This window comes from Spirillospora sp. NPDC048824 (genome assembly GCF_043198455.1).
Lineage (GTDB): Bacteria > Actinomycetota > Actinomycetes > Streptosporangiales > Streptosporangiaceae > Spirillospora.
The window spans coordinates 239,483-263,585 of record NZ_JBICUS010000008.1; the positions used below are offsets into that span (position 1 = coordinate 239,483).

28 protein-coding genes and 1 tRNA gene are annotated in these 24,103 nt (G+C 70.8%); 9 read left to right on the top strand and 20 right to left on the bottom strand.

The features are described 5' to 3' along the window. The first annotated feature begins 13 nt into the window (after nucleotides 1-13). Entirely contained in the window at nucleotides 14-301 is a 288-nt protein-coding gene (locus ACGFIS_RS18380) for a hypothetical protein (RefSeq protein ID WP_392899170.1), read from the top strand. Between the two features lie 37 nt (nucleotides 302-338). On the opposite strand, the gene ACGFIS_RS18385 is transcribed toward ACGFIS_RS18380, so the two are convergent. Then, a complete protein-coding gene (locus ACGFIS_RS18385; protein WP_392971858.1) occupies nucleotides 339-2,150 on the bottom strand; it encodes a hypothetical protein in 1,812 nt (603 codons plus the stop codon). Nucleotides 2,151-2,318: 168 nt separating this feature from the next. Between ACGFIS_RS18385 and ACGFIS_RS18390 the strand changes: the two genes are divergently transcribed. Continuing rightward, complete coding sequence (locus tag ACGFIS_RS18390) at nucleotides 2,319-2,999, top strand: DUF899 domain-containing protein (RefSeq protein WP_392899175.1); 681 nt, start codon at nucleotides 2,319-2,321, stop codon at nucleotides 2,997-2,999. Nucleotides 3,000-3,630: 631 nt separating this feature from the next. Here the strand turns inward: ACGFIS_RS18390 and ACGFIS_RS18395 are convergent. The 3 genes from ACGFIS_RS18395 to ACGFIS_RS18405 form a co-directional block, all read right to left on the bottom strand. Continuing rightward, nucleotides 3,631-4,449: a DUF1963 domain-containing protein gene (locus ACGFIS_RS18395; RefSeq protein WP_392899178.1), complete on the bottom strand. Its 819-nt coding sequence runs from the start codon at nucleotides 4,447-4,449 to the stop codon at nucleotides 3,631-3,633. Between the two features lie 237 nt (nucleotides 4,450-4,686). Next, nucleotides 4,687-4,761: transfer RNA gene (locus ACGFIS_RS18400), tRNA-Val, on the bottom strand. Further along, on the bottom strand, nucleotides 4,752-5,105 hold the full coding sequence (locus ACGFIS_RS18405; protein ID WP_392971860.1) for a hypothetical protein: 354 nt from the start codon (nucleotides 5,103-5,105) through the stop codon (nucleotides 4,752-4,754). Before ACGFIS_RS18405 ends, ACGFIS_RS18400 begins: the two co-directional genes overlap by 10 nt. Nucleotides 5,106-5,124: 19 nt before the next feature. Here ACGFIS_RS18405 and ACGFIS_RS18410 point away from each other — a divergent pair, with 19 nt between their 5' ends. From ACGFIS_RS18410 to ACGFIS_RS18420, 3 genes are all read left to right on the top strand, one after another. Next, nucleotides 5,125-5,598, top strand: coding sequence for an ANTAR domain-containing protein (locus ACGFIS_RS18410; protein ID WP_392971862.1), 474 nt, complete (start codon nucleotides 5,125-5,127; stop codon nucleotides 5,596-5,598). 58 nt (nucleotides 5,599-5,656) lie between these two features. Further along, nucleotides 5,657-6,370: a GAF and ANTAR domain-containing protein gene (locus ACGFIS_RS18415; RefSeq protein ID WP_392971864.1), complete on the top strand. Its 714-nt coding sequence runs from the start codon at nucleotides 5,657-5,659 to the stop codon at nucleotides 6,368-6,370. Nucleotides 6,371-6,568: 198 nt separating this feature from the next. Then, on the top strand, nucleotides 6,569-6,724 hold the full coding sequence (locus tag ACGFIS_RS18420; RefSeq protein WP_392899185.1) for a hypothetical protein: 156 nt from the start codon (nucleotides 6,569-6,571) through the stop codon (nucleotides 6,722-6,724). A 10-nt stretch (nucleotides 6,725-6,734) separates the two neighbouring features. Here ACGFIS_RS18420 and ACGFIS_RS18425 read toward each other — a convergent pair whose 3' ends face one another. From ACGFIS_RS18425 to ACGFIS_RS18455, 7 genes are all read right to left on the bottom strand, one after another. Then, nucleotides 6,735-6,875: a hypothetical protein gene (locus ACGFIS_RS18425; RefSeq protein WP_392899188.1), complete on the bottom strand. Its 141-nt coding sequence runs from the start codon at nucleotides 6,873-6,875 to the stop codon at nucleotides 6,735-6,737. Further along, on the bottom strand, nucleotides 6,872-7,507 hold the full coding sequence (locus ACGFIS_RS18430; protein WP_392899191.1) for a dienelactone hydrolase family protein: 636 nt from the start codon (nucleotides 7,505-7,507) through the stop codon (nucleotides 6,872-6,874). The genes ACGFIS_RS18425 and ACGFIS_RS18430 overlap by 4 nt, the downstream gene beginning before the upstream one ends. Further along, nucleotides 7,504-7,923, bottom strand: a complete 420-nt coding sequence (locus tag ACGFIS_RS18435) for a CBS domain-containing protein (RefSeq protein ID WP_392899194.1) — start codon at nucleotides 7,921-7,923, stop codon at nucleotides 7,504-7,506. The genes ACGFIS_RS18430 and ACGFIS_RS18435 overlap by 4 nt, the downstream gene beginning before the upstream one ends. A 51-nt stretch (nucleotides 7,924-7,974) precedes the next feature. Continuing rightward, the gene (locus ACGFIS_RS18440; RefSeq protein WP_392899197.1) at nucleotides 7,975-8,883 is read right to left on the bottom strand and encodes a PAC2 family protein; all 909 of its coding nucleotides are present in this window, start codon (nucleotides 8,881-8,883) and stop codon (nucleotides 7,975-7,977) included. Nucleotides 8,884-8,963: 80 nt separating this feature from the next. Beyond that, complete coding sequence (gene cbbX / locus ACGFIS_RS18445; RefSeq protein WP_392899199.1) at nucleotides 8,964-9,914, bottom strand: CbbX protein; 951 nt, start codon at nucleotides 9,912-9,914, stop codon at nucleotides 8,964-8,966. Then, nucleotides 9,911-10,339, bottom strand: a complete 429-nt coding sequence (locus ACGFIS_RS18450) for a ribulose bisphosphate carboxylase small subunit (protein ID WP_392899202.1) — start codon at nucleotides 10,337-10,339, stop codon at nucleotides 9,911-9,913. The genes cbbX and ACGFIS_RS18450 overlap by 4 nt, the downstream gene beginning before the upstream one ends. A gap of 31 nt (nucleotides 10,340-10,370) precedes the next feature. After that, nucleotides 10,371-11,813 carry a form I ribulose bisphosphate carboxylase large subunit gene (locus ACGFIS_RS18455; protein ID WP_392971866.1) on the bottom strand — a complete coding sequence of 481 codons (1,443 nt, stop codon included), beginning with the start codon at nucleotides 11,811-11,813 and terminating at the stop codon, nucleotides 10,371-10,373. Between the two features lie 209 nt (nucleotides 11,814-12,022). On the opposite strand from ACGFIS_RS18455, the gene ACGFIS_RS18460 reads away from it, so the two are divergent. Beyond that, the gene (locus tag ACGFIS_RS18460; RefSeq protein ID WP_392899207.1) at nucleotides 12,023-12,949 is read left to right on the top strand and encodes a LysR family transcriptional regulator; all 927 of its coding nucleotides are present in this window, start codon (nucleotides 12,023-12,025) and stop codon (nucleotides 12,947-12,949) included. Here the strand turns inward: ACGFIS_RS18460 and ACGFIS_RS18465 are convergent. Further along, on the bottom strand, nucleotides 12,906-13,082 hold the full coding sequence (locus tag ACGFIS_RS18465) for a hypothetical protein (protein ID WP_392899210.1): 177 nt from the start codon (nucleotides 13,080-13,082) through the stop codon (nucleotides 12,906-12,908). The genes ACGFIS_RS18460 and ACGFIS_RS18465 overlap by 44 nt on opposite strands. A gap of 157 nt (nucleotides 13,083-13,239) precedes the next feature. Here ACGFIS_RS18465 and ACGFIS_RS18470 point away from each other — a divergent pair, with 157 nt between their 5' ends. Next, complete coding sequence (locus tag ACGFIS_RS18470) at nucleotides 13,240-14,436, top strand: saccharopine dehydrogenase family protein (protein WP_392971868.1); 1,197 nt, start codon at nucleotides 13,240-13,242, stop codon at nucleotides 14,434-14,436. Here ACGFIS_RS18470 and ACGFIS_RS18475 read toward each other — a convergent pair. Both ACGFIS_RS18475 and ACGFIS_RS18480 read right to left on the bottom strand, forming a co-directional pair. Then, entirely contained in the window at nucleotides 14,423-15,586 is a 1,164-nt protein-coding gene (locus tag ACGFIS_RS18475; protein ID WP_392899215.1) for a GAF domain-containing sensor histidine kinase, read from the bottom strand. The genes ACGFIS_RS18470 and ACGFIS_RS18475 overlap by 14 nt on opposite strands. Continuing rightward, entirely contained in the window at nucleotides 15,583-16,239 is a 657-nt protein-coding gene (locus ACGFIS_RS18480; protein WP_358458230.1) for a response regulator transcription factor, read from the bottom strand. Before ACGFIS_RS18480 ends, ACGFIS_RS18475 begins: the two co-directional genes overlap by 4 nt. A gap of 162 nt (nucleotides 16,240-16,401) precedes the next feature. Between ACGFIS_RS18480 and ACGFIS_RS18485 the strand changes: the two genes are divergently transcribed. Further along, entirely contained in the window at nucleotides 16,402-17,418 is a 1,017-nt protein-coding gene (locus tag ACGFIS_RS18485) for a phosphoribulokinase (protein WP_392971870.1), read from the top strand. 119 nt (nucleotides 17,419-17,537) lie between these two features. Here the strand turns inward: ACGFIS_RS18485 and ACGFIS_RS18490 are convergent, their stop codons facing one another. The 6 genes from ACGFIS_RS18490 to ACGFIS_RS18515 all read right to left on the bottom strand — a co-directional run bounded on the left by ACGFIS_RS18490 (nucleotide 17,538) and on the right by ACGFIS_RS18515 (nucleotide 21,032). Continuing rightward, nucleotides 17,538-18,596 (bottom strand): ion channel, encoded by a 1,059-nt coding sequence (locus ACGFIS_RS18490; protein ID WP_392971872.1) that lies wholly within the window; start codon nucleotides 18,594-18,596, stop codon nucleotides 17,538-17,540. A 139-nt stretch (nucleotides 18,597-18,735) separates the two neighbouring features. Continuing rightward, on the bottom strand, nucleotides 18,736-19,077 hold the full coding sequence (locus ACGFIS_RS18495) for a hypothetical protein (RefSeq protein WP_392971874.1): 342 nt from the start codon (nucleotides 19,075-19,077) through the stop codon (nucleotides 18,736-18,738). Nucleotides 19,078-19,138: 61 nt separating this feature from the next. After that, nucleotides 19,139-19,597, bottom strand: coding sequence for a peroxiredoxin (locus ACGFIS_RS18500; RefSeq protein ID WP_392899226.1), 459 nt, complete (start codon nucleotides 19,595-19,597; stop codon nucleotides 19,139-19,141). Between the two features lie 112 nt (nucleotides 19,598-19,709). Next, nucleotides 19,710-20,138: a DUF3052 domain-containing protein gene (locus ACGFIS_RS18505; RefSeq protein WP_131954932.1), complete on the bottom strand. Its 429-nt coding sequence runs from the start codon at nucleotides 20,136-20,138 to the stop codon at nucleotides 19,710-19,712. 228 nt (nucleotides 20,139-20,366) lie between these two features. Next, a complete protein-coding gene (locus ACGFIS_RS18510; RefSeq protein WP_392899229.1) occupies nucleotides 20,367-20,774 on the bottom strand; it encodes a YjbQ family protein in 408 nt (135 codons plus the stop codon). A 60-nt stretch (nucleotides 20,775-20,834) separates the two neighbouring features. Continuing rightward, on the bottom strand, nucleotides 20,835-21,032 hold the full coding sequence (locus ACGFIS_RS18515) for a DUF1918 domain-containing protein (RefSeq protein WP_392971876.1): 198 nt from the start codon (nucleotides 21,030-21,032) through the stop codon (nucleotides 20,835-20,837). Between the two features lie 216 nt (nucleotides 21,033-21,248). Here ACGFIS_RS18515 and aceE point away from each other — a divergent pair, with 216 nt between their 5' ends. After that, on the top strand, nucleotides 21,249-24,038 hold the full coding sequence (aceE, locus tag ACGFIS_RS18520) for a pyruvate dehydrogenase (acetyl-transferring), homodimeric type (RefSeq protein ID WP_392899235.1): 2,790 nt from the start codon (nucleotides 21,249-21,251) through the stop codon (nucleotides 24,036-24,038). Nucleotides 24,039-24,103: the final 65 nt, after the last annotated feature.

Below are 24,103 nucleotides of genomic sequence, written 5' to 3' on the forward strand. Positions count from 1 at the left end.
GAAGGGGGTCGCCTTGCAGATCACACAGTCGACCGTCCCCGGCAACGGCACCCTGCATCACATCGTCACCCGAAGCGGCCACCGTTTCGCCGTGCTCGTGGACGCCGCGGAACGCCGCCACTTCTACGTCTACGGATCCGCCGCCGACGACGAGCCGTCCGAACGCTTCGTCCTCGACCCCGACGAGGCGGACCGGCTCGCCGACATCCTGCACCACCGCTCCACCGGCGACCGCCGTTCCACCGACGACCGCCTCACCGCCCTCGAACGCCGCCTCCAGGAACTCAAACAGCCGGCATAGCGGCGATTCAGCCCGCGACCTCGGCGAAGCCGCCTCGTCACGACGCGGGAAGGGGTACCTCGACGTCCGGCAGGTCGACCGGCTCGGCCTCGCGCCAGGCGCCGGACAGCAGGACGCTCAGCGTGAGCAGGTTCCAGCTCTGCCCCGGGCGGCGCGGCGGCACCTCCGCCAGCCGCCGCTCCACCGCACCGCGGTCGAGGATGGAGAACAGCTCGGACGGCCCGTCCAGGATGTGCTCGCGGAACACCCCGGCCAGCTCCGGCCCGTAAGACTTGCGCCAGTTGAACCCGGCGGCGCCCGTGCTCGGCGGCGAGGCGCGGCGCCGCCTGCCCCGCCAGTGGCGCAGCGAACGGGTGCGTTCGAACCGCCACCGCCTGCCATCGAACGGCACGTCCCGCAACCGCGGCGCGAACGCCTCCATGACCAGCGCGACCGGCTCCTCGCTCAGCCGCCACTGCACGGGCAGCGCCAGCGCCTCGCGGACCACCCGGTTGTCGAGGAACGGGTGGTAGTAGGCCCAGTTCATGAGCGTCGCGGTGTGCGAGCCCGCCAGCCAGCGGCCGGTCTTGTAGAACATGTGCAGCTTGTCGAGCACGTCGACGCCGTCGCGCTCGTAGCGTTCGGCCCACTGGTCGTAGTAGCGCTCGGCGTAGGCGTTGGCGTCCTCCCTGAGGAACTCGCGCTGAGCCAGGAAGATGGTCTTGAGCCGACCGTGGACGCCGTCGCGGGTCAGGTCGCGCTGATCGGTCAGGAAGCCGCCCCGCAGCCGTTCCCCACCGGACCCGGAGCTGCGCGGCTCCGGATCGTAGTCCGCCCACCGGTTGACGCCCTCATAGGCCGAGTTCATGCCTTCGCACATGCGGACCAGTGCGTGGGCACGCCGCACCGGGTGCCGGACGACGACCGCACCTGACTTCTGCCTGTCGACCGTGACCTGGCACTCCACCCCCAGCACCTCGGCCACCCGCTGCGCGAGCACCACGTCGGGGCTGTCGGCGAGACCGTGGGTGGCGCCGAAGAACGGCACCCCCGCCGCATGGCAGGCGGCGGCGATGAGACGGCTGTCGCGCCCACCGGACAACGCCAGCCGCATCGGCCGCACATGCTGCCTGAACGGCTCCACGGCCGCCAGCAGCGCCTCGGCCAGCGGCTCCACCCGCTCGCGGGCCTCCTTGCGCCCGCGCGGCACGGGTCCCTGCTCGGGCAGCGGGCGTGGGACGACGACAACGCCGCGGCCGCGCCGCGCGACGAGGCCGGCCGCGTTCGGGACCGCCTGCACACCCTCGAACGGCGTCTCGTCGGAGACGAAGAACCCGTGCCGCACCATCGACTGCAGCGCCATCAGGTCGTAGACGGGCGCCGGGCGGCTCACCCCGGTCGCCGCGGCCCTGGCCGCCAGGTGCGCAAGCAGAGCACGGGACGCCGCGAACCGCAGGCCGCCCGCCTCGGCGTGATAGACGGGGCAGGCCCGGGTCATGGACGTGGCGGCCTCGAAACCGTCCGGCCCGGCGCGGAACACCGAGAAGCAGCCGCCGATGTCGTCCACCTCGTCCCCGAGGACGTCGGCGCCGAGCAGCACGTCGGCGTCACCCTTGCCGCCCAGGTAGCCGCAGTAGCTCAGGGCACGGTCACCGGAGGTCAGGATCGGCTCCGGAAACGGCGCCTCGCAGGGCTCATTGGACCAGGCCAGCAACGCCGTACCGCCGTCGGGCGAGATCCATTCGGCCGTACGCCAGGCGTCCGCCGGCACGGGCACGGCCTCCACGATGGCCCGCCGGGCCGCCGTCAGCACGGCGGGTGTGATCTGCTCTCTGGGCTGCCGCACGGAGACGGCCAGGCAAGCACGCATGGGCGGCACCCAACCACCACCCGGCGAACACACCATGAACACCGGACGGCATGAAGGCACCCAACGTCCGAACCCGGCCGTGCAGCGGCTCCGTCCACGACCGATGAATTCGGCGAACGGGCATGGTCCATACGTTCAGACCGCAATCCGTGAACTCCGGAGGAACCCATGACCGCCCTACCACCCGTCGTCGACACCGAGACCTGGCGGCGCCACCTCGACGAGCTGCGCGTCCGGGAGAAGGCCGCGACCCGCGAACTCGATGCGATCGCCGCCGAACGCCGCCGGATGCCGATGGTCGAGATGCCCGACTACACCCTGGAGGGCGAGGAAGGACCGGTGCGTCTGGCCGACATCTTCGACGGCAAGCCCCAGCTGATCGTCTACAACCACATGTGGTTCCCCGGCGAGGAATGGCAGTGCGGGGGCTGCACCTGGTTCACGTCGCAGTTCACCCGGCTGGAGTTCCTGGAGGCCTACGACGCCAGGTTCGTCATCGTCACCCAAGGCCCGATCAACGAGGCACTCGCGTACAAACGCCGCGTCGGAAACCAGATGACCTGGTACTCCACCGCGAACAGCCCGTTCGGCACCGACGTGGACGCACCCCCCGGCGGCGGCTTCGCGGTCAACACCTTCCTGCGCGACGGCGAAACCGTCTACCGCACCTGGCACACCAGCGGCCGGGGAACCGAGCAGCTCAGCCACACCTTCGCGCTGATCGACCTGCTGCCGTACGGACGCCAGGAGGACTGGCAGGACTCGCCCAAGGGCTGGCCGCAGTCCCCCGCCTACAGCCGATGGCCCGACTCCAAGGACACCGCCGCCCACTACGGCCCACACGCCTGAGGCCATGATCCGCAACTGCGGACCAAGCCCCTGAGCCGTGATCATCCGCTGAGGGGCGTTGACCTGGGCCTCGGTCACAGGCATCCGGGGCGGCGCGCCCACTCCGTCCACAGACCTAATGGCACGCTAATGGCACGGACGCGCGGCGTAGCCACCGACGACCGTCACAGGCATCCGGGGCTTCCCAGAGTCAGAGGCCCCCGCCGGAGGCATCTTTTCCGAGTTGAACGACTTCGACGCGGCAGTCTTCATCGTCAACGGATCCGAAGCGGAGTTCGGCGTCGGTCGGTGGCAAGCTGGCCGCTCGAAGCACGGGCTCAATGATCCTGAACAGGGCTTCGGCATCCGGCCCGTAGAGGTAGATCCTCGCGGTCCGGCGCGGCCGTCCGGTGACCGACGCCCACGCCGCACGCTCCGGGCGGCCAGACGCGGGGCCGCGCAGCGGCCCAAGCACCGCCGTCCCTTGATCCAAACAGCCCGATTCGACAAGCAGTCACGGTGAAGATCCACCGTTCTCCCAGTAGATCCGATCTGACAACGTCTCATCGCTGGGGCCGAACCGAGCGATGAACTGCTTACCGTTGTCAGCAGCTCATCGGGGATCCCGCACCGGCCCAGCGCCTGCATCGAATCAATGGCACTGCATCTCAACGCGGACTTGACTGAAGTCGCCCGCTTGAAGAGCGTCGGCCGGGATGACAAAGTACAGGAGGCCGAAGTCACCAAATTGCCATTGGGTGTCGCTGTCAAGTTGAAGGAGAAGGACTTCGTCGTCCCGCAGGAACCCGCCCTGAAGCGCCCATGGCCAGCCGAAGGCACGGTGGTGGCGACTCCAGTTGTAAGCCGGATGGTCGCTGCCTGATCTCCACTCGTTATAGAGGTCGAACGCAGCGAGCCATCGCGGCATGCCGTTCTCATCACTGGAGTCGAGGAGATTCACCACGACGGGTCCATCGTGTTCAGGCAGGCTGATGATCGGTGCGGCGGCTGCCGAGCGAGGGTCGAAGACCTGCGCGGGCCGAGGAGCGGACTTCTCCACCGCACACTGCGGGTCGGCGGCAATGACCCGCCAACAGCGCGAGTCGGTGAACTGGTCGATATCCCGGTATTTCTTGTAAGGCAGGTCAGGCTGAAAGTAGAAGAAATTGAGCAGCCCGGAGACGGTGGGTCGCTCCTCGCCGAGCCAGGGTGCCAGAACGTCGACGTCGAGGACTGCCATGAAGTTGAGTGGTATCCCATCGACATGTGGCCATTCGGTAGTCGGCTCCAGCAGCGCACTGCCGCCCAAACGGCACCGCCCCGCGGGGCTGGTGCCCTCGTCGGCCGGAGCGATCCGGTAGCCACGTCGCGCCAGCGCCGCCATCCGCGGCCCGTCACGCTCGCCCAGCGTCTCGACGCAGTGCTCTTCGATTTCGGTCAGGGTCTCGGCCACATCCATGCCGATGTTCATACGAGCATCCAAGCACTCCCCGGTGACGCTCTGCCGCGCCATTAGTCCCAGGGGAGAGCTTTGCGGAGGGTCACCGAGTGGGCCCTACAAGTGGCACCGCGAAGATGAACACCTTCGAATCCCCGTTGGGGCCCCTGGCCCTCAGGGGCCCGACGGCAAGATGCGCTCGGCCGGAACGACGTACCGGCCAAGTGTGAGGTGGAACCGCAGCTCTCGCTACTGAAAGCGAAGCTAAGTTGGTGGGCGCGGACGGTTTCGAACCGCCGACTCCTCGCTTGTAAGGCGAGTGCTCTACCCCTGAGCTACGCGCCCGCGTGCTCGTTGCCGGGAAAGCGTACCTGGTCGGCGGGGGCGATCGCGAAACGGTACGGGCGGTTGCGGAGTAGGGTCGGGACGGTCAAGGCGGCGACGCGGAACCGGCCGGGCAGGCGGGCAGTGGCAGGCAGGGAGCGGGCGGCGGAGATCAGGGCGGCGATCGAGGATCTGGCCCAGATGGATGGGTCGTCACCGCCCTTGATCGGGCATGTCTGCCGGACATGCCTTCGGCTGGTCGGGGCGGCCGGGGTGTGCACGGCGGTGCCGGGCCAGGCCGGCTTGTACGAGCCGTTGTGCGCAGTCGGGCCAATCGGCGTGGCGCTGGCGGAGTTGCAGGTCACCGTGGGCGAGGGACCCGGGATGGAGACCGTGAGCGGGGACCGGCCCGTGATGGTGGGCGATCTGGAGTCGGCGGACGTCCAGCGGCGGTGGCCGTTGTTCGCGCCGGCGGCGTCCGCGCTGGGGGCGGTGACGGTGTTCGCGTTCCCGTTGCTGGTCGGTGTCGCCGCGGTGGGCGCTCTGGAGATCTACTGGACGCGGCGTCCGCTGGGAGGCGCTGCGCTCGTCGACGGGCTGCTGTTCGCGGACGCGGCGCTGGTGACGCTGATGAGCGGATTGGCGACGGGTGGGGACTGGGACGATTCGTATCTGGATCGATGGCCCCAGGTGCATCAGGCGGCGGGGATGGTCTCGGTGCAGCTGGAGATCGGCCCGGCCGAGGCGTACGCACGGTTGCGCGCCCATGCGTACGCCGGCGATGAAAGCCTGCGCGAGGTGGCCCGCAAGGTCGTCGAGCAAGAATTGAGATTTTCTCCGGACATGGACTCATCGTGACCCCGAGTGCCCTCACCGTGGAGGTGGTTGGCCAATGTTGGAACGACGACTAGGTGAGATGTTCGTTGAACTGGCCGACACGCTGGTCGCCGGGTTCGATGTCATCGAACTGCTGCACACGTTGTGCGAGCGGTGCGTGGAACTGCTGGATGTGGACGCGGCCGCAGTGCTGCTGGCCGACCCGCGCGGCACCCTGAGCTTGGCCGCCGCATCCACCGAGCAGGCCAGGGTGCTGGAGCTGTTCCAGGTGCAGGATGAGGAAGGCCCCTGCCTGGACTGCTTCAGCACCGGTGTCAAGGTGACATGCAGTGATCTGGGCCTGGAGCCGCTGCGCTGGCCACGCTTCAGCACCGTTGCCCGTGACTGCGGGTTCACCGCGGTGACGGCACTGCCCCTGCGCTTGCGCGAGGAGCGGCTGGGCGCGATGAACCTGTTCCGCAACCACGCCGGGGCCCTGGACGAGGAAGCGGTGAGGGTCGGGCAGGTGCTTGCGGACGTGGCCACTATCGGACTCGTGCACGAGCGGGCCTTCGGCCGCAGCGAGCTGATCCTGGAGCAGTTGCAGGGTGCCCTCAACAGCCGCACCATCATCGAACAGACCAAGGGCGTGCTGGCCGAGCGCGGGCGGATCTCCATCAGCGACGCGTTCACCGTGATGCGCCGGTACGCCCGCGACCACAACCGGCTGCTGTCTCAAGTCGCCCGTGCGGTCGTGGACCAGGCTCCCGAGGTCGCCGACATGCTCTCCACGGAGACGCGGCCCGACGCCTGACCTTGCCCGGCCCGCTGCGCGGATCTATGTTGATGGCGACGGGCCTGTTCGGCCTTGTTCGCCGCTCTGGACCCTGGTGGCACGTCGTCGCTTCGACGCGCACCAGGAGTCATGATGACCGTGCCGGGCCGCCCATCCGTTTCCGCCGCCGTCCCAGACACGTCCGAGGGACTGGCCGTTCTGACGCTGCGTTCTCAAATGCGGTCCAACGAGCGAGCCGCGGCCATGCTGGAGCAGATGGCCATCACCGACCCGCAGATGTGCGCCTACCACCTGGCGGCTGCGGCGCGCTTCCGGGAACGCGCCGAACTCTGCCGTGACCAGCTGGACGGTCGGGACCACGCGCCCCGCTGACGGTACGGAGTCAGGAGGCGGGGGTGGGCTTGGTGAGGACGGCGGCCAGGTGGGCGGTGGCGGAGCAGGACGCCGCCGGGGAGCTTGAGACGAAGCGCGGGCCAGGGGGGATGCGCGGGGGATCGGCGCCGACGATGATGTCGCGGGTCACAGGTGGTGGTTGAACCAGTCGGCGGCCTGGGTGGTGACCTCTTCGAGGGCTCCGGGCTCCTCGAAGAGGTGGGTGGCGCCTGAGATGACGTGAATTTCCGAGTTGTCGAGGCTTCTGTGCGCCTGCTCGTTGAGGTGCAGGACCTCCGTGTCGCGGCCGCCGACGATCAGGAGGACGGGGGCGCGGACGCGGGGCAGTGACGGGCCCGCCAGGTCGGGGCGTCCTCCGCGGGAGACGACCGCGGCGATCCGGGGGCGGGCGGCGGCGGCTGCCAGGGCGGCGGCGGCGCCGGTGCTGGCGCCGAACAAGCCGATGGGGAGGCCCGCCGTGTGCGGGGCGGATTCGAGGCCCTCCGTCAGCCGGTCGATCGCGCCGATGAGGCGGAGCGTCAGGAGTTCGATGTCGAAGCGGAGCGCGGCGGTCACGCGGTCGAGCTGCTCCTCGTGTTCGGTGAGCAGGTCGATGAGGAGCGTCCCCATCCCGGCGGCGTTGAGGCCGTCGGCCACCGCGCGGTTGCGGGGGCTGTGCCGGGAGCTGCCGCTGCCGTGGGCGAACAGGACGACGCCGGTGGCGCCGTCCGGTATCGCGAGGTCGCCGTGGAGTTCGGCGTCCTCCAGCTTCAGTGTGATCATGTGTTCGGCGGTTCGGCGCTGATGTCGGCGAGGGCCGAGCGCTCGTCGCGCTGGACGGCGAGGTCGCCGATGGACACCATGCCGATCGGGCGGTCGCCGTCCACGACGGGGATGCGGCGGACGGCGTGCTGCCGCATCAGGCGGACGGCGGCGTCGGCGTCCTCCCCCGGCGTGACGGTGATCATGTTGGTGCTGCAGATGTCGGCGACGGTCGTGCCGGCCATGTCCTTCTGGGCGGCGACGGCGCGGACGACGATGTCGCGGTCGGTGACCAGGCCGCGGAGCCGTCCCTCGTGGACGACCAGGACGTCGCCGATGCCGTGCTGCCGCATGAGGTCCCCGACGTCGGCCAGGGACGTGTCCGGGGACACCGCCACGGGCACCGGCGTCATCACTTCGTTCACCTTCTGGGCCATGAGCGAGCCTCCCCTCGGGGCCTCGCCTACCCAGCGCCCGCCGGGATATGTCTACGACGGCGAGTCGGGCCCGTCCTGCTCGGCGAGGAAGCGTTCGAACTGGGCGCCGAGTTCGTCGGCGGTGGGCATGTCCGCCGATTCGGCCAGGAGGCTGTCGCGTTCGGCGGCCCCGGCGAACGCGTCGTACTGCTGCTCCAGGGCCCGGACGACCTTCTCCACCTCGTCGTTGCCGTCGACCTGCTCGGCGATGTCGGCGTCGGTGGCGGCGGCCGCCTCGCGGAGCCGTTCGACGGGCAGCGCGAGCCCGGTCGCGTCGGCGACCGCGTCGAGCGCGGCGACGGCGGCGGCCGGGTAGGCGGACTGGGCGAGGTAGTGCGGGACGTGCACGGCGAACCCGACGGCGTCGTGACCGGCCTCACCGAGCCGCAGTTCGAGGAGCCCGGAGGCGCTGCCGGGGACCTGGACCTTGTCGAACCACGAGTTGCGGGTGATCAGCTCCGGCCGGGTGGCGTGCGAGGTGATGCCGACGGGACGGGTGTGCGGGACGCCCATCGGGATGCCGTGGAAGCCGACGACGAGCCCGACGCCGAGGCGCTTGACGAGGTCGAGGACGGCGGCGGTGAAGCCCTCCCAGAGCCGGTCGGGTTCGGGCCCGGACAGCATCAGGAACGGGCTGCCGGCGTCGTCGCGGAGCAGCCGCACGACCAGCTCGGGCGTCTCGTAGGAGGCCCAGTGGTCGCGGTCGAACGTCATCGGCGGGCGGCGCGCCCGGTAGTCGATCAGCGAGTCGACGTCGAAGCGGGCGATGACGCGGTGCTCCAGTGCCTCCAGGAGGTGCTCGCGGACGAGCTGCCCGGTGGATCCGGCGTCCACGAAGCCGTCGAGGCTGTGCAGCAGCACCGGACCCGTCATTTCCGGCAGGTCGGCGTCGAGCTCGTACAGATCCTCAGGGTTAAGCAACTTCTCCCCCACCTCTACATGTCGTCCGTCCCAACATTAGGACATGCGGAGGCCCATCCCCGGATCGGCCGTGACACCGGTCACCTGAAGACGCGGCTGGACAGGAAGTCTTCGGGGTGGAGGGTGGTGAGATCTTCGCGGCCGACGTCGCCGCCCCCGGCGAGGAGGCGGTTGGCGTGGCGGAGGCGGGCGCGTTCGATGGCGTTGCGGACGGAGCGCGCGTTGGCGAAGCGGGGCTGGGCGCGGCGGCGGGATAGGTAGTCGCGGAAGACCGGCTCGGTCTCCGGGGCCAGGCCGTAGCCCTCGCGTTCCATCATCAGGTGGCCGATGGCCTCCAGTTCGTCCGGCTCGTAGTCGGGGAAGTCGATGTGGTGCGCGATGCGGGAGCTCATGCCGGGGTTGGACGCGAAGAAGGAGTCCATGCGGTCCTTGTAGCCGGCGAGGACGACGACGAGGTCGTCCCGCTGGTTCTCCATGATCTGGAGGAGGATCTCGATGGCCTCCTGCCCGTAGTCGCGTTCGTTCTCGGCGCGGTACAGGTAGTACGCCTCGTCGATGAACAGGACGCCGCCCATGGCCCTTTTGAGGACCTCCTTGGTCTTGGGGGCGGTGTGGCCGACGTACTGGCCGACGAGGTCGTCGCGCGTGACGGAGACGAGGTGGCCGCGGCGGATGTAGCCGAGGCGGTGCAGGAGTTCGGCGAGCCGCAGCGCGACGGACGTCTTGCCCGTCCCGGGGCTGCCGGTGAAGCACATGTGGAGGCTGGGGCGCCCGGAGTCGATGCCGAAGCGGGCGCGGACGCGGTCGACGAGGAGGAGCGCGGCGATCTCCCTGATGCGGGTCTTGACGGGGGCGAGGCCGACGAGTTCGCGGTCGAGGGCGTCCAGGACGTCGTCGGCCTGGGAGTCGGCGCGCTCCTTGGCGAGGTCGACGCGGGCGCCGGGAGGGAGCGGCTCCCCGGCGGCGGGAACGGGGGAAGGGGCCGCCGGGGAGCCGTTCTGGCGCATCCCGAATCCGGGGCGTTCGCTCAACGTCCCGCCCCGTAGCGGTCTCCCTCGGGGCGGTCGAGGGCGTAGGGGTGGAGGGTGTAGCGGACGCGCCGGTCGGACGTCTCTTCGCGGTCGAGCCGGAAGCCGGGCTCCTCCGCGGGGCGCTGGACGATGAACTGGAGCGCCGTCGTCTGGCGTCCGTAGGCCGCGTCGTAGGCGTTGAGGCGGATGTAGTGGCCCGGGTACGCCTTGCGGCATTCGTTGATCTCGTACAGGACGCCGGCCGGGTCGGTGAGGTCGAACATCGGCAGGCCCCACATCTCCCAGTAGGAGTTGCGCGGGTGCGGGTCGTCGGTGAACTCGACCGAGCACGGCCAGCCCTGGTCGAGGGCGTAGGCGGCCTGCTTGGCGATCTCCTCGTCGGTGAGGTCGGGGAGGTAGGAGAACGTTCCTTGGGTGATCCGCATCAGATGCTCCGAGGTTGGAGGTGGGCCCCCGTCAGGGGGTCGGTGAGAACACTGCGGTTTCGACGACGTCGGGGGTGTCGGTGGACTCGTAGGTGAAGGTGATGTCGCCCCAGGTGGACAGGGCGACGTCCAGTTCGCGGCTCTTCTTGGCGGCGGCGCGCAGGATGTCGGGGCCTTCGGCGAGGTAGTCGCGGCCCTCGTTGCGCGCCTTGATCATCGCCTCGAGCGCGACGCGGTTGGCGGTGGCGCCGGCGGCGATGCCCATCGGGTGGCCGATCGTCCCGCCGCCGAACTGCAGGATGGAGTCCTCGCCGAGGTAGTGCAGGAGCTGGTGCATCTGCCCGGCGTGGATGCCGCCGGACGCGACGGGCATCGTGCCCGGCATCGACGCCCAGTCCTGGTCGAAGTACAGGCCCTTCACCGGGTCGGCGGCGATCTTGTCGAGGCGCAGGGTGTCGTAGTAGCCGCGGACGCTGTTCGGGTCGCCCTCCAGCTTGCCGACGACCGTCCCCGCGTGGATGTGGTCGACGCCCGCGAGCCGCATCCATTTGGCGATGACGCGGAAGTTGACGCCGTGGGACTTCTGCCGCGTGTACGTGGAGTGCCCGGCGCGGTGCAGGTGCAGCAGGACGCCGTTGGCGCGCGCCCACTTGGCCATCGACTGGATCGCCGTGTAGCCGATGGTGAGGTCGATCATCACGATGACGCTGCCGAGTTCCTTGGCGAACTCGGCGCGTTCGTACATGTCCTCCATCGTCCCGGCGGTGACGTTGAGGTAGTGGCCCTTCACCTCGCCCGTGGCGGCCTGCGCCCTGTTCACGCCCTCCATGCAGTAGAGGAAACGGTCGCGCCAGCGCATGAACGGCTGGGAGTTGATGTTCTCGTCGTCCTTGGTGAAGTCCAGGCCGCCGCGGCAGGCCTCGTACACGACGCGGCCGTAGTTGCGCGCCGACAGCCCGAGCTTCGGTTTCACGGTCGCGCCCAGCAGCGGGCGGCCGAACTTGCCGAGGTACTCGCGTTCCATGACGATGCCGTGCGCCGGCCCCTGGAACGTCTTCACATAGTGGGTGGGGATGCGCATGTCCTCCAGGCGGAGCGCCTTGAGCGCCTTGAACCCGAAGACGTTCCCGATGATGGACGACGTCAGGTTCGCGATCGACCCCTCCTCGAACAGGTCGAGGTCGTAGGCGATGTAGGCGATGAACTGCCCTTCCTGGCCGGGGACGGGCTCCACCCTGTAGCACTTGGCCTGGTAGTTCTCGTAGGACGTGAGCCGGTCCGTCCACACGACCGTCCAGGTGGCGGTGGACGACTCGCCCGCGACGGCCGCGCCGGCCTCCTCCGGCGGCACGCCGTTCTGCGGCGTGATGCGGAAGGCGGCGAGGATGTCGCTGTCCTTCGGCTGGTAGTCCGGACGCCAGTAGCCCATCTCCGCGTAGGGGATCACGCCCGCCGACCATCTGCCCGAGCTCATCGCCGCTCTCCTTCAGCCTGAAGCCTGGATGCGGGACGCGGCGGCTCACCCCGGTGAAGGACGGCATGTCCCAGGGGATCGGGGTGAGGCGCCGCGTCCCGGCCACGTGGAACCGTGAACGGGACGAGCTTCACCCGCCGACAGTTGCAATGTCCATCAAGTGTTCTACGGTGACCATCAACCATTCACTTGAACGGGGAGGCGGGGACGTGACGGAGGCGCGGCTGCGGACGTTCGTCGCCCTCGCCGACACCGGGTCCGTGCGGGCGGCGGCGCGGCGGCTGTACGTGACCGAGTCGGCGGTGTCGGCGGCGGTCGCGGCACTGACCCGCGATCTCGGCGTGCCACTCGTCCGGCGGGAGGGGCGCGGGCTCGCGCTGACCGCCGCCGGGGCCGTCTACGCCGGGTACGCGCGGCAGGTGCTCGGCCTGCTGGAGGAGGGGCGGGCGGCCGCCCGCGGCGCGGCGGACCCGGGGCGCGGCCCGCTGCGGCTGGCGGCGGTGACGACGGCCGCCGACCAGATCCTCCCGGAACTGCTCGCCTCGTTCCGGGCGCGCTGGCCCGACGTGGAGCTGGCGCTGGAGGTGGGGCCGCGCCGCCAGGTGTGGAGCAGCCTCGCCGCGCACGAGGCCGATCTCGTGCTGGCCGGCCGTCCGCCGGGCGACGCCGCGGTGACCGTGCTGGCGCGGCGTCCGAACGAGCTGGTCGTCGTGGGCGCGCCGGGCTTGGCGGACGGGTTCGCGCTGGCCGGCACGCCGTGGGTGATGCGCGAGCCCGGCTCGGGCACGCGGGCCAGCGCCGACGCCTACCTGGCCGAGCGGGAGGTGTCGCCGCCCCGCCTCGTCCTCGGTTCGAACGGCGCGGTGATCGCCGGAGCGGCGGCGGGGCTCGGCGTCGCGCTGGTGTCGCGGGACGCCGTCGGGGCCGAACTGGACGCGGGCCGCCTCGTCGTCGTCGACGCGCCGGGGATGCCGCTCGACCGGCCGTGGCACGCGGTCGCCGGGACCGCGCCGACCCCGACGACGCTGCTGTTCGTCCGGCACCTGCTGGACGCCCCCGGCTGGAGCGACCCGGCCCGGAGCGCCGCGGTCGTCAGGGCAGGCTCCACAGCGACACCGACAGCAGGCCGAGGCTGACGGCGATCATGATCATCGCGACCGTGCGTCCGCCCTCGTCGGCCGGGACGGTCGTCCTGCGGGTGACCAGGACCACGAAGCAGGCGAAGAAGCCCGCGGCGACGACGTCCATCGCCACGGCGAGCCCGGTCACGACCGCGTCCCCCTCATGCCGGCGTCCCCTTCGTCACTGCGAAACCCCCCGTCCCGGGCAACCCTAGACGAGTGTGCTCGCTCACATCGCCGTACCCGCGTGCATGATCGGCCGCGGACGCGACAGAATCAGATTCGGAACCGTGAAAGGGGCTGCGATGACCGCCGACCGCCGGCACGACCCGGCTCGCCAGTACGACGTCGTCCTGTTCGGCGCCACCGGCTTCACCGGCGCCCTGACCGCCGAGTATCTGGCCGAGCACGCCGGGCCCGGTACGCGCTGGGCCCTCGCCGGACGCAACCGGGCCAAGCTGACCGCCGTCCGCGACCGCCTGGTGAAGCTGAACCCGGCGTGCGCCGATCTGCCGCTGCTGCACGCGGACACCACCGACACCGCCTCGATCGAGGACATCGCGAACAGGGCGCGGGTCGTCATCACCACGGTCGGTCCCTACGTCAAGTACGGCGAGCCGCTGGTCGCGGCGTGCGCGCGCGCCGGGACGGACTACGTCGACCTCACCGGCGAACCGACCTTCGTCGACCGGATGTACGTGAAGTACCACGAGGAGGCCGTGCGCAGCGGCGCCCGGATCGTCCACGCCTGCGGGTTCGACTCGATCCCCCACGACCTCGGCGCCTACTTCACGGTGAAGCAGCTTCCGGAGGGCGTCCCGATCCACGTCGAGGGTTTCCTGCGCGTCCGCGGGGGCGCGTCCGGCGGCACGCTGCACTCGGCCATCGGCATCTTCGGCGACCCCGCCGGCATGATGCGCGCCGAACGCGAGCGCCGCCGGGTGGAGGACCGGCCCGCCGGCCGCAGGGTGCGCGTTTCGCGGCGTCCGGCGCCGAAGGCCCGTGTCGCGGGCGGCTGGACGCTGCCGCTGCCCACCATCGACCCGCAGATCGTCGTCCGGTCGGCGGCGGCGCTCGACCGCTACGGCCCCGACTTCTCCTACGGCCACTACGTCGCCGTCAAACGGCTTGCCGTCGCCGCCGGGATGGCCGCGGGCTCCGGCGCCCTGCTCGCCCTGTCCGCGCTCCCGCCGACCCGCAACCTGCTGCTGCGGCTCCGCGCGCCGGGCGAAGGCCAGTCCGAAGCGGAGCGCGCCAAGCACTGGTTCAGCATGAAGTTCGCCGGAGAGGGCGGCGGCAGGCACGTCGTCACCGAGGTCTCTGGCGGCGACCCCGGCTACGGCGAGACCGCCAAGATGCTCGCCGAGTCGGCGCTGTGCCTGGCCCACGACGACCTGCCGGAGACCGCCGGGCAGGTCACGACCGCGACCGCGATGGGCGACGCCCTGATCGACCGGCTGAACCGGGCGGGGATCGTCTTCCGGGTCCTCAGGACGGACTGACCGCACCCCGGTGGCGGCCCGGGATGGGGATGACGGCCTCCACGGTCGTCCCGGCCCCCGGCCTGCTCGTCACGGAGACCCGCCCGCCGAGCAGTTCGGCGCGCTCCCGCATGCCGCGCAGCCCGTAGGAGTCGGGACGGCGGCCGCGGCCCCCCGGCGCCAGCACGTCCCGGACCGGGAACCCGGCCCCGTCGTCGGTGACCTTCAGCCGGACGCGGTCGGTGGAGTGCTCCAGCAGCAGGTCGACGCATGTCGCGGACGCGTGCCGCAGGCAGTTGCCGACCGCCTCCTGCGCGATCCGGTACAGGGCGGTCTGCACATGGTCGGGAAGCGCGTCCTCCAGTTCGCCCTCGACGGTCACCGTCACGTCGAGCGGACCGGACGGGCCGGGACCGTCCCCGGCCTCACGGGCGAGGGTGGCCAGCGCCGCCGACAGGCCGAGATCGTCCAGGACGGGCGGCCGCAGCCCGCCGATCGCGGCGCGCGTCTCGGCCGCCGCGAGCTCGCACAGCCGCCGCGCCATCATGATCTGCGCCAGCCCCTCGGGATGGTGCTCGGGCAGCGCCCGCTCGGCCGCCGACAGGTGGAAGCCGAGGCTGGCGAGGCGCTGCGCGATGCCGTCGTGGATCTCTCGGCTGAGCCGCGACCGCTCCGCCTCCTGCGCCTCCACCGCCCGTTCGGCGAACCGCTCGGCGGCGTGCTCGCGCTCGCGGGCGGTGCGCAGCCGGCGGCACGAGGACAGCACCGGCGCGAACAGCCCGGCGAGCGCGGTGACGAGGGCCAGGTCCTCGGCGGGGGCGGGGCCGGCGGACCGGACGTCCACGACCGCGACCACGGTTCCCTCGCTGTGCACGGGGATCGCGGCGCCCCGTCCGTCCGGATGTGGCCGGACCCGGCCGTGCGCGGCCGCCCGGCCGACGTCGCCCGCCCCCAGCGGAACGGGCGGGCCCGACCATTCCAGGACGCGCTCGTCCTCGGCCAGGACGTAGACGTCGCAGAACGTCAGCGCCCGCGCCGACCGGACGACGAGCCCGGCGAGCTCCTCGGCCATCCGCGGCAGTTCCCGGTCGGAGCAGGCGACGGCCACGATGCGGACGAGCAGGTCGTTCCCGCGTCCGGCGAGCAGTTCCAGCGGCCCGGCGGCCGTCACCGGAACAGCCCCTCGCGCAGCGCGACCGCTATCGCGGCGGACCGGTCGGTCACCTCCAGCTTGCGGTAGAGCGCGCGCAGGTGGCTCTTGACCGTCTCCTCGCTGAGCACGAGCCGCGCCGCGATCGCCTTGTTGGACAGGCCGCCCACCAGCAGCGACAGCACCTCGCTCTCGCGCTGGGTGAGCCCGCGGTTGGCGCCCGGCCAGAACTCGCCGCGGGTCAGCCGGGCCGCGGTGACCGCCATCCGGCCGGCGAGCGTCGGGTCCACGACCGTCTCGCCCTGCGCGACCTCCTCAAGGCGGCGGACGAGTTCGGGGCCGTCCACCCGCTTGAGCAGGTACCCGCCCGCCCCGGCCCGCAGCGCCTCGAAGACGTACTGCTCGTCGTCGTACACCGACAGGAACACCACCCGCGCCTCCGGGACCCGCCCGGTCAGCAGGCGGCACAGGTCGAGGCCGCTCTCCGGGCCGAGCCGCACGTCCAGCAGGACGACGTCCGGGCGCAGCGTGGTGACCAGCCGGGCCGCCTCGTCCCCCGTCCCCGCCTGCCCCACGACGCGCACGCGCCCGGAGAACCCGGCCAGCATCGCCTGCAGTCCGGCGAGGATCATTTCGTGGTCGTCGACGAGGACGACACGTACGGGGACACCCATTCCGGCACGATAACAACCGAAAGCTACTCATCAGTAGCCCAGGGCCGGAGGGGGCCTCCGCGGTTTCACCCCCGCTCTCCCCTGATTGGGGGACGAACCGCCCGCCGCACCGCCGTACTCTCCTAGACGAAAATTGAATTCCGCAGGATGGAGGAGCAGAAGGTGCCCCATCGGATCGTGCATATGCTCCGGGCGCGCGGGTCCGGCCGCCGCCCCGTCATGCTCGCCATCGCCGGGGACAGCGCGGCGGGCAAGACCACTCTGACCCGGGGGCTTGTGCAGTGTCTGGGGGCCGATCGGATGACGGCGGTCTGCGTGGACGACTACCACCGCTACGACCGCGCCGAACGCGCCGGCAAGCCGTTCACGGCGCTGCACCCCGACTGCAACCACATCGACATCATGGAGCAGCACCTGCAGCTGCTTTCGATGGGCGAACCGATCCTCAAGCCCGTCTACGACCACGCCACCGGCGAACTCGTCCGCCCCGAGCTGGTCGAACCCCGCGACTTCGTGATCGTCGAGGGCCTGCTCCCCCTCCACACCCGGATGGCGCGCGCCTGCTTCGACATCACCGTCTACCTCGACCCGCCCGAGCCGCTGCGGCACTCCTGGAAGGTCAGCCGCGACTGCGACAAACGCGGCTACACCCCCGAGCAGGTCATGGCGGAGCTGGACCGCCGCGAACCCGAGAGCGCCGCCTACATCCGCCCCCAGCGCAAGCACGCCGACATCGTCGTCCGCTTCGCGCCCGTCGCGGGACGGCTCGACCCGCCCGGCACCCCGCTGTCCGCCGAACTGCTGCTCCGCCCCACGATCGACCATCCCGATCTGGCGGACGTCCTCGACAGCGGCCCCGGCGACACCGCCACCGGCGCCACGGCCTCCGGCAACCCGGGTTCCGGCGGCATGGAGACGGCCATGCACCTGCGCCTGCACCGCGACACCGACGGACGCCCCGTCGACGCCCTGCACGTCCACGGATACGTCTCCCCCGAGGAATCACAGGTCGTCAAGAAGGCCATCCTGGAACGCCTCGGCCCCCGCGCCGGCACCGCCATCCCCGACCCCGGCGTCCTCGGCCGCCTCGGCGACGCCGGCACCAGCGACCCCCTGGCGATCACCCAGCTGCTCCTGCTCTACCACCTGCTGGACGCCGACCACCGGCAGGCCGCCTAGAACTCCGCGGGCGCGCGGGGAGGCCCCGGGGCTCTTGGACCTGTAGCCCCGGGCCGCGCGCCGGCGGCTGCCGGGAGGGCGCCCTCAGCGGGCGCGAGGGGCGCCCTCCCGGACTTCGCTCACAGGTCCCGCCACGGGATCTCCGGGCGGCTCGCCGCCACCACGGCGAGCGACTGACCGCCCCGGATCTTCTCGTCCGGGGCGGAGGTGAGGCGGAAGTTCGCGTTGGGGCGGTGCGACTCGCCGACGGCCAGCAGGGTGCTCCCCCGGCGCAGAAGGAAGATCGCGACGTCGATGCGGGACCGCTCACCGACCTCTTCCGGCACGTCCACCCGGTACAGGGTGCCGTCGGTGTCGAGCGTGCTGGCCAGATTGTGGTAGATCGCGGCCACACCGGGGTTGCGGACCGAGACCGCGACCACGGCCGGGTCGTCGATGTCGACCGTCTCGATGTCCGGGGTGATCAGGGTCAGCGCGTCCATGATCTCCCCGCGGCGGTGGCCGTCGTGCAGGCCGGCCAGCAGGTGGACGGGCGGTTCGCCGTGCCGCCGCAGATAGGCCGCCAGACCGAGCATCACCCGGACGGTCTCGTCGTCGGTGCGCCCGACGACGACGGCCGCGCGGGCATGCTCCAGGCACGCGCGTTCGTAGGCGGTGTCGTCGAACGCGACCACGTCGTAGACGTCGGGGTCGGGGTTCTCACCCGTCAGCTCGTCCGGCCAGAAGATCGTGACCACCGGCGTCCTGGCGAAATCCGGGTCGGCGCGCAACTCGCCGATGATGGCCCGCAGGCCGTCCCGTTCGTAGCCGACGATCACGATGTGGCGCCGGTGGCTCAGCCGCGCCCGGCCGTTGGCCTTCATGGTCCTCCCCTTCGCCAGCCACAGCGTCACCTCGGCGAACAGCATGAGGCCCGCGGTGAGCCCGGACACGATGGCGATCACTCCGCCGATCCGCCCGCCGATCGTCGCCGGGGCCAGATCGCCGTAACCGGTGGTGGTGCCGCTGACGATGAAATACCAGAAGTACTCGTGCGGCTTCTTGATGTCGGCGCCGGGCTCCTCGAACACCGCGATCAGCAGCCAGCCGGCCAGGAAGGCGGCGAGGAGCACGAGCGCGGGCATCCGCATCGACCGCCCGGCGATCCGGTCGACCAGGCGCATCAGCACAAATGGCACCCGCGAAGACTGGCAGCAGGAAAAAACCCGCGTCAAGTAGCGGCGCCCCTGGTCAGCGCAGAGCGGAACGGGATCGGACGGTCGCCGCCGCAGGCCGCGGCCGGGCCCCCGGACGGCCGAGCCCCGGACAGCCGGGGCCTCAGACGGCCGGGCCCTTCTTCAGCACACGGGTGAGCGCCGCGGCCACCTCCGCGGACAGGTCGCCGTCGCCGGAGCCGCCCGGCGGCGCACCGGAATGCACCAGGTCGGCGGGGGCGGCGTCGCGGGTGTGGCCGCAGTCGCGGCACTCCACCTCGCCGAGGCGGCACACCAGCACGGCCGACCCGCAGGCCGAGCAGCGGTCGAGTTCGCCCGCCCAGTCGCGGGCGGTCTGGCAGCCGGGGCAGATCAGCACCTGGCGGTCCGCCCGGACCCCGCGCTTCCACGGGCTCGCGCCCCGGACGGGGTCGGTCTGCCGCGCCCCGCATCGGAAGCAGGGCATCACACCTCCAGAGGTGCGGGGACCGGTTCCGGCCACATGGCCGGAGCCGGTCCGATTTCGCTCAGAGCTCGGCGAGCGCCTTGCGGTACTCGTCGATGTCGCGTGCGTCCGGGATCGCGTTGACGACCTTCCAGCGGACCACACCCTCGGTGTCGATGACGAAGGTCCCGCGCACGGCGAGCCCCTTACCCTCGTCGAACACGCCGTAACGCTGTGCCGTCCCGCCGTGCGGCCAGAAATCCGAAAGCAGCGGGAACGTGTACTTCTCCTGGTCGGCCCAGGCGCGCAGCGCGAACATCGAGTCGACCGAGACCGCGAGCACCTGCACGTCGTCGCCGCCCAGCGTGGGCAGCTCGTCCCGGATCTGGCACAGCTCGCCGGTGCAGACGCCGCTGAACGCCAGCGGATAGAACACCAGGACGACGTTCTTCTCACCACGGAAGTCCGACAGCTTCACCGGTGTGCCGTGCTGGTCCTTCAGCTCGAAGTCCGGTGCGCCGTCGCCTACCTCAACCGCCAAAACCACTCCCGCATCTCTCCCGCCCGCGGCGGGGTCATGCCCCGTCCCCCACGGGCGTGGGGGACGGGACCAGTCTGTCACCCCGCACGGCCGGCGAACCAGGTGCCCGGGGCTACTTGCGGACCTTGGGCGCGACCAGCCGCGTTCCCGACCATTCCTTGGCGGCGCTGACGCTGCTGGTCTGCGACAGTCCGGCCGTCTGTGCGGCCTCGCCGATGTCGCTCGGCTCCACGTGCCCGTCCCTGCCCGCCTTCGGCGTCAGCAGCCAGATGTTGCCGCCGCCGGTGAGCGGGATCATCGCGTCGGTGAGGCCCTCGAACAGGTCGCCGTCCTCCTCGCGCCACCACAGCAGCACGACGTCGACCACGTCCTCGTAGTCCTCGTCGACCAGCTCGTTCCCCGTGACGGCCTCGACGGATTCGCGGAGCTCCTCGTCAACGTCGTCGTCGTAGCCGATCTCCTGCACCACCTGGCCCGCCTTCAGGCCGAGCCGTTCGGCCAGGCTGCGCTCAGACTGCGCCTGACCCGCGGTCGCGCTCACGAAAGTCCTCCCATTGTCGTCAGTCCGCACGGTGCCGTGCTCATGTCTTCCGGCCCCCTGGACGGGTGGCCCGCCCGCACCTGTGCGGTGTTTGCGGGACAGTCCACACAAGTGAGGGCCCCTAGCGCAAGTGTCTTCCCGGCTTTTGGTGGCCTCATTGGCCCGATTACGCAGATCGGCGTAACAAGGCCTCCACGGAACGTGACAGTCACCGTCATCCCTCGATGGTCATCCCTTGAGGAAGGACAACCGGATCTGGCGGTCCGGGTTGTCCATATTGAGGTCGACCAGGGCCACCGACTGCCACGTCCCGAGCGCGAGCCGCCCGCCGACGACCGGAAGGGTCGCGAACGGCGGGACCAGCGCGGGCAGGACGTGCGAGCGCCCGTGGCCCGGCGACCCGTGCGCGTGCCGCCAGCGGTCGTCCGCGGGCAGCAGGTCGCCGAGGGCGGCCAGGAGGTCGTCGTCGCTCCCGGCCCCCAGCTCGATGACCGCCACGCCGGCGGTGGCGTGCGGGACGAAGACGTGAAGCAGCCCGTCCCCTCCGGCCGACGCGGCGAACCGCTCGCATTCGGCGGTGATGTCGTGCACGGTCTCGCGCGCACCGGTCGCCACCCGGACCACGGTGCTCTCCATGATCCCGGGTCTACCCGCTCCGCGGCCCCGGACGCCTCCGGGGCCGCACGGATCCGCGGGCTACCGCGGAAGGTGCTCCCTGGACTCGATGACCGCGTCCGGCCCCGGGTAGACCAGGGTCTCGTGGCCGTCGTCGAACCGGACCAGGAACGGCGGGCCGCCGTCCTCGCCCCGTACCTCGATGATCTCGCCCTGCCGGTCCGGCTGCCCCACGATGTTGCCGTGGACAAGCAGCCGGTCTCCGATCCGCCCGTTCATGGCTCCTCCGCTCTCGTCGGGAAAATATCGGCTCTCCCAGGGTGCGTACCCCGGTTGACCGGGGAGAATGGTTACCGGTTGGTAGAGATGCGTTAGCCGTCATAAACGGCGACGATGGATCTCGAGACGAGCGACGAACAGTCTGCCGGGGACCGGTGGCCACCCGCGGGCGGCCACCGGTCTCACCCGCAAAGACGTAAGGACAGAGGGGACCCCGTGGCTTCCGGACGTCAACGCTTTTCGATCATCAGCGACGGCCTGCCGAGCCAGCTGCCCGACATCAACCCGGACGAGACCCGGGAGTGGCTGGAGTCACTGGACACGGTCATCAAGACCGCGGGCCGCGGCAGGGCACGGTACGTGATGCTCCGGCTCCTGGAAAGGGCGCGGGAGCTGCAGGTCGGCGTGCCCAGCCTGCGCAGCACCGACTTCATCAACACGATCCCGCCGGAGTCCGAGCCCTGGTTCCCCGGCGACGAGCATGTGGAACGGCGCATCCGCGCCTACATCCGCTGGAACGCCGCGATCATGGTCTCGCGCGCGAACCGGCCCGAGATCGGCGTCGGCGGCCACATCGCCACCTACGCCTCCGCCGCCTCGCTGTACGAGGTCGGGTTCAACCACTTCTTCCGCGGCAAGGACCACGGCGAGTCGGGCGACCAGGTCTTCATCCAGGGTCACGCGTCGCCGGGCATCTACGCCCGCGCCTACCTGGAGGGGCGGCTGCCCGAGGACAAGCTCGACGGGTTCCGCCAGGAGCACTCGCACCCGGGCGGCGGCCTCTCGTCCTACCCGCACCCGCGGCTCATGCCGGACTTCTGGGAGTTCCCCACGGTGTCGATGGGCCTGACCGGGATCAATTCGGTGTACCAGGCCCGGTTCAACCGCTACCTGTACAACCGGAAGATCAAGGACACGTCCCGCTCGCACGTGTGGGCGTTCCTCGGCGACGGCGAGATGGCCGAGCCCGAGTCGCTCGGCGCGATCGGCCTGGCCGCCCGCGAGGAGCTCGACAACCTGACCTTCGTCGTCAACTGCAACCTCCAGCAACTGGACGGCCCGGTCCGCGGCAACGGCAAGATCATTCAGGAGCTGGAGTCGTTCTTCCGCGGCGCCGGCTGGAACGTCATCAAGGTCATCTGGGGCCGCGACTGGGACCCGCTGCTCGCGCAGGACGTCGACGGCGTCCTCGTCAACCAGATGAACACCACGCCCGACGGGCAGTTCCAGACGTTCACCGTCGAATCCGGCGAGTACATCCGGGAGAAGTTCTTCGGCGCCGACCCGCGGCTGCGCCGGATCGTCCAGCACCTGTCGGACGACGAGCTGCGCAAGCTGTCGCGCGGCGGGCACGACTACCGCAAGGTGTACGCGGCGTTCAAGGCGGCCCGCGAGCACGTCGGCCAGCCGACCGTGATCCTCGCGCACACGATCAAGGGCTGGACGCTCGGCTCCGACTTCGAGGCCCGCAACGCCACCCACCAGATGAAGAAGCTCACCAAGGCCGAGCTGAAGGAGTTCCGGGACCGCCTCTACCTGGACATCCCGGACTCGGCGCTGGAAGCGCCGCTGCCGCCCTACTACCACCCGGGCGAAGACTCCGACGAGATCCAGTACATGCGCGAGCGCCGGGCCGCCCTCGGCGGGTTCGTGCCGAAACGCGTGGTGCGGGCCAAGGCCCTCAAGCTGCCCGGCGACCCCGTCTACAGCGAGCTGAAGAAGGGCTCCGGCAAGCAGAACGTCGCGACGACGATGGCGTTCGTCCGGCTGCTCAAGGACCTGATCAAGGACGAGAACATCGGCGCCCGCTTCGTGCCGATCGCCCCGGACGAGTACCGCACGTTCGGCATGGACTCGCTGTTCCCCACGTCCAAGATCTACTCCCCGCATGGGCAGACCTACGACGCGGTGGACCGCAAGCTCCTGCTGTCGTACAAGGAGTCCGAAAGCGGCCAGATGCTGCACGAGGGCATCAGCGAGGCCGGGTCGATGGCGTCCGCGATCGCCGCGGGCACCACGTACGCCACGCACGGCGAGCACATGATCCCGGTGTACATCTTCTACTCGATGTTCGGGTTCCAGCGGACCGGCGACCAGATGTGGGCGCTCGGCGACCAGATGGGCCGCGGGTTCCTCCTCGGCGCCACCGCCGGCCGCACCACCCTCACCGGTGAGGGCCTCCAGCACGCCGACGGCCACTCCCCGCTACTCGCGGCGTCGAACCCCGCGTGCGTCCACTACGACCCGACGTGGGCGTTCGAGCTGGCCCACATCGTCCAGGACGCGCTGCGGCGCATGTACGGGACGTCCGAGGAACACCCGGACGGCGAGAACATCTTCTACTACCTGACCGTCTACAACGAGCCGTACCAGCAGCCCGTCGAGCCCGACGACGTCGACGTCGACGGCCTCCTCAAGGGCCTGTACCGGTTCAAGGCCGCCCCGGCCGTCACGTCCGGGAACGGCGCGGCACCGCGGGCGCAGATCCTGGCGTCCGGCGTCGGCGGGCGGTGGGCCCTGGAAGCCCAGCGGCTCCTCGCCGAGGACTGGGGCGTCGCCGCCGACGTGTGGTCGGCGACCTCGTGGAACGAGCTGGCCCGCGAGGCCCGCGCGTGCGACGAGCAGAACCTGCTGAACCCCGACGCCGAGCAGCGCGTCCCGTACGTCACCCGGATGCTCGACAACGTCGCCGGGCCGATCGTCGCGGTGACGGACTTCACCCGGGCCGTACCCGACCAGATCGCCCCGTGGGTGCACACGGACTTCACCTCGCTCGGCACCGACGGCTTCGGTTTCTCCGACACCCGCGCCGCCGCCCGCCGGTTCTTCCACGTGGACGCCGCGTCGGTCGTCCTCGCGGTGCTGACCCGGCTCGCCCGGCACGGCGAGATCAAGCCGGAGACGCTCCAGCAGGCGATCCAGCGCTACCGGCTCGACGCGGACGTGAGCGAGGTGTTCGCCAACGGCGTCGGCAGCTCCGAGAGCAACACCGGCGGAGACGCGTGATCTTCCACCGGACGCGGTGATCGCGGAGGTGTAGGCCACGATGACCGGAAGGGCCCCGAGGTTCG